Genomic DNA, 3,445 nt, shown 5'->3' with positions numbered 1-3,445 from the left:
CCGAGAAATATATGGGCCCCATCGTCAAGACGGTGATGACCCGCTGCATCCAGTGTACCCGCTGCGTGCGGTTTGCCGAAGAAGTGGCCGGTATCGAGGAGATCGGTGCGATCGGGCGCGGTGAGAATATGCAGATCACCAGCTATCTCGAGCGCGCAGTTACAAGCGAGCTTTCGGGCAATGTCGTTGACCTCTGCCCGGTCGGTGCGCTGACGAGCAAACCCTACGCCTTCAACGCGCGCCCGTGGGAACTGAAAAAGACGCCGGCGATTGACGTGATGGATGCGGTCGGCACCAATATCCGCCTCGATAGCCGGGGCAGGGCAGTGCTGCGTGCGGTTCCGCGCATTAACGAGGATGTCAACGAAGAGTGGGCGCACGACAAGACCCGCCATGCGGTTGACGGCCTGACCCATCGCCGTCTCGACAAGCCCTATGTCCGCAAAGATGGCAAGCTGGTCGCGGCAAGCTGGCAGGTAGCTTTTGAGGCGATCAAGGCTCATTGGAGCGGCGAAGCTGCTGTGTTGGCCGGCGATCAGGTGGATTGCGAGACCATGTTTTCAGCGCGGGAGTTGGCCGGTTCTAAAATGCTCGAAGGACGTCAGACAGGCCTCTCCTATGACACTTCGTCGCTGTCGGCGGTCAACTTCAACACCACCATCGGGGGTATCGAAAATGCCGATGTGGTCCTGCTGGTGGGCAGCGACCTGCGCCGCGAAGCGCCGCTGGTGAACACCCGCATCCAGAAAGCTGTCCGCAAGAAGGGCGCGAAGGTTTTCGCCATCGGGCCCGAAACCGACCTGACTTATAAGGTCGAATGGCTGGGCGATGATCTGGGCGCGCTGATCAAAGCGCCCAAGGCACTGGCCGATGCGCTGAAGACCGCCGAACGTCCCGCGATCATCGTCGGTGGCGGTGCGCTGCGTTACGAAGGCGTCCACGGCGCGGCGCTGGCTTTTGCCAAAAAGTATAAGCTGGTCAAAGATCGTTGGAACGGCTTTAACGTTCTGCATTTCGCTGCAGCGCGCATGGGCGGGCTGATGCTAGGCTATGCGTTTGACGGCGGCATCAAGGCGCTGGCAGCGAAGAAGCCCAAACTGGCCTTCTTCCTTGGCGCGGATGAGGTTGACTACAGCCTCTTTGCCAAGACTTTCAAAGTCTATGTCGGCCATCATGGCGATAATGGCGCGGCCAATGCCGATGTCGTGTTACCGGGTGCGGCTTACAGCGAGAAATCTGGCACCTGGGTGAACCTCGAAGGCCGCGTCCAGCGTGGCGAGCGTGCCGTGTTCCCGCCGGGAGATGCACGCGAGGATTGGGCGATTTTCCGCGCGCTTTCCGATGTGCTCGGCAAGCGTCTGCCGTTTGATAGCCTCGACGAACTGCGCGCTGCAATGACGAAGGCTGTGCCTGCGCTCGGGCAGGAAGGCTTGGCCGACTATGATTGGGTGGAGCCGAAGCTGGATGGCAAAGTCTCCGGCAAAATCGCCGACTATCCGATCAAGGATTTCTACCTCACCAACAGCATCTGCCGCGCATCGCCGACGATGCAGCGCTGCTCAAGCGAGTTGGTGCACGGGCAGCAATGGCTGGAGGCAGCGGAATGACCGCCTTTTTCCAAAACTTCTGGTATTGGCTGCCATTCATTGGCTGGCAACGCGGCGGCATGTCCTATGAATGGGCTTGGTTTACCGCCACTATTCTAGGCATCCTGTTCATCGCCTTGCCGCTGATGCTCGCCGTAGCGATGATCATTTATGCCGAGCGTAAGCTTTGGGCGGCCTTTGCATTGCGCCGTGGCCCGAATGTGGTTGGCCCTTGGGGCGTGCTGCAAAGTTTCGCTGACGGTCTAAAGGTTTTTCTGCAGGAAACCATCGTCCCCAGCGCGTCAAACCGCGGCCTGTTCCTGATTGCGCCGATCATCACCTTCACTGTCGCCTTGATGGCCTGGGCGGTGATTCCGTTCAATTCGGGTGCGGTGCTGGCCAATATCAATGTCGGCCTGCTGTATATCCTCGCGATCAGTTCGTTCGGGGTTTACGGCATCATAATCGCGGGCTGGGCGTCGAACTCCAAATATCCCTTCTTCTCCGCAATCCGCGCCGCGTCGCAGATGATCAGCTATGAAGTCTCGATCGGCTTCATCCTGATCTGCGTGGTTCTGTGGGCCAAGACCTTCAACATGCTCGGTATTGTCGAGGCGCAGAAGGGCCATGTGCTGGGCTTTGTGAACGCCTTTGGCCTCAACCCGCTGTTGTTCCCGATTGCGATCATGTTCCTGATCAGCGCGATGGCCGAAACCGCCCGCGCGCCGTTTGACCTGACCGAGGCGGAAAGCGAACTGGTTGCCGGTTACCAGACCGAATATAGCTCGATGGCCTTCGCGCTCTATTGGCTTGGCGAATATGCCAATGTGCTGTTGATGTGCACGCTGAACGCGGTGCTGTTCTGGGGCGGATATCTGCCTCCGGTCGATTGGGCGCCGCTCTATATGGTGCCGGGCGTAATCTGGTTGTTTGCCAAGATATGGATATTCTTCTTCATCTTCGCTTGGGTGAAAGCCACCGTGCCACGTTATCGCTATGACCAGCTGATGCGGTTGGGCTGGAAAATCTTCCTTCCGATTTCGCTCTTCTGGGTTTTCCTCGTGAGCGGATATCTGATGTGGAAGGGGCATTTCGGATGATCCTCACCGCATTTCTGCTTGCGCAAGCTCAAGTCGAAGTGACGCGAGTGACGCCTGTTTACACGCCAGAAAAGCGGACGCTTGCTGAGTGGATGCCTATGCAGCAGTCATTCGGCTGCTGGATGTCTCATCAGAGTGGAATCAATGGACATTTGAAGTTTGTCCTATCCGGCGGTGAGGTTTACACGAAAAGCGCCACAAGTAACAAAACAGTATATGAACGCTGGGAGCTGAACTCACGGCCTACCACATTCCAGCTTCTGGAAGATAGCTTTGGTGAGTTGAAAAATTACCGAGTTAAGAAAGGTCTGGTTCTTCGGAATGAAGCTTTTCAAGGTCAAATCGAGTTTGAATCGCCCAATAATCTAGCTTCGGAACGCTGGTTGGTTATTGGGAGGTCGAATTTATCGCTAGCGCCGACATACGCAGGTCCTCGACCAGTTCATATGATGCGCGTTGATAAAAAGTTTGAAGGCGGAGAGGTCGTTGAAAGAGATATCAAACCGATAGCGAATGGGTTTTGCAGCTTGAAAGAAGAGGCGCAGAAAGCGTTAACTTCCGAACAAATTGAAGGGCTCGCGCGCAAATGAGTATACCCCACCTTATCAAAAGTTTCACGCTGTGGGAATTCGTCAAGGCGCATTGGCTGACCTTGCAATATTTCTTCAAGCCCAAGGCGACAATAAATTATCCGTTCGAGAAGAACCCGCTGTCCCCGCGTTTCCGCGGTGAGCATGCGCTGCGCCGCTATCCCAATGG

The 3,445-nt window shown here is 56.5% G+C and carries 3 protein-coding genes and 1 pseudogene; all 4 read left to right on the top strand.

Going from position 1 to position 3,445, the window contains the following annotated elements; all coding sequences use genetic code 11:
- Positions 1 to 1,607 (top strand): molybdopterin-dependent oxidoreductase (locus PKC81_RS14545; protein ID WP_324337314.1); only part of this gene is annotated, 1,607 nt, incomplete at its 5' end.
- Positions 1,604 to 2,686 (top strand): NADH-quinone oxidoreductase subunit NuoH, encoded by a 1,083-nt coding sequence (gene nuoH, locus PKC81_RS14540; protein WP_324337312.1) that lies wholly within the window; start codon positions 1,604 to 1,606, stop codon positions 2,684 to 2,686. The genes PKC81_RS14545 and nuoH, both read left to right, overlap by 4 nt.
- Entirely contained in the window at positions 2,683 to 3,276 is a 594-nt protein-coding gene (locus PKC81_RS14535; RefSeq protein ID WP_324337310.1) for a hypothetical protein, read from the top strand. The genes nuoH and PKC81_RS14535 overlap by 4 nt, the downstream gene beginning before the upstream one ends.
- A pseudogene (locus tag PKC81_RS14530) lies at positions 3,273 to 3,445 on the top strand (NADH-quinone oxidoreductase subunit I); the annotation flags it as partial. The gene PKC81_RS14535 and the pseudogene PKC81_RS14530, both read left to right, overlap by 4 nt.

Source organism: Sphingorhabdus sp. (assembly GCF_035329025.1).
In the GTDB taxonomy this organism is placed as follows: domain Bacteria; phylum Pseudomonadota; class Alphaproteobacteria; order Sphingomonadales; family Sphingomonadaceae; genus Sphingorhabdus_B.
The sequence above is the reverse complement of the archived record's forward strand: the minus strand, read 5'-3'. Positions and strand labels throughout refer to the sequence as shown.

Excerpts from the sequence above, each read along its gene's own strand:
- nuoH (WP_324337312.1), top strand. The coding sequence starts at position 1,604 with ATGACCGCCTTTTTCCAAAACTTCTGGTATTGGCTGCCATTCATTGGC.
- PKC81_RS14535 (WP_324337310.1), top strand. The coding sequence starts at position 2,683 with ATGATCCTCACCGCATTTCTGCTTGCGCAAGCTCAAGTCGAAGTGACG.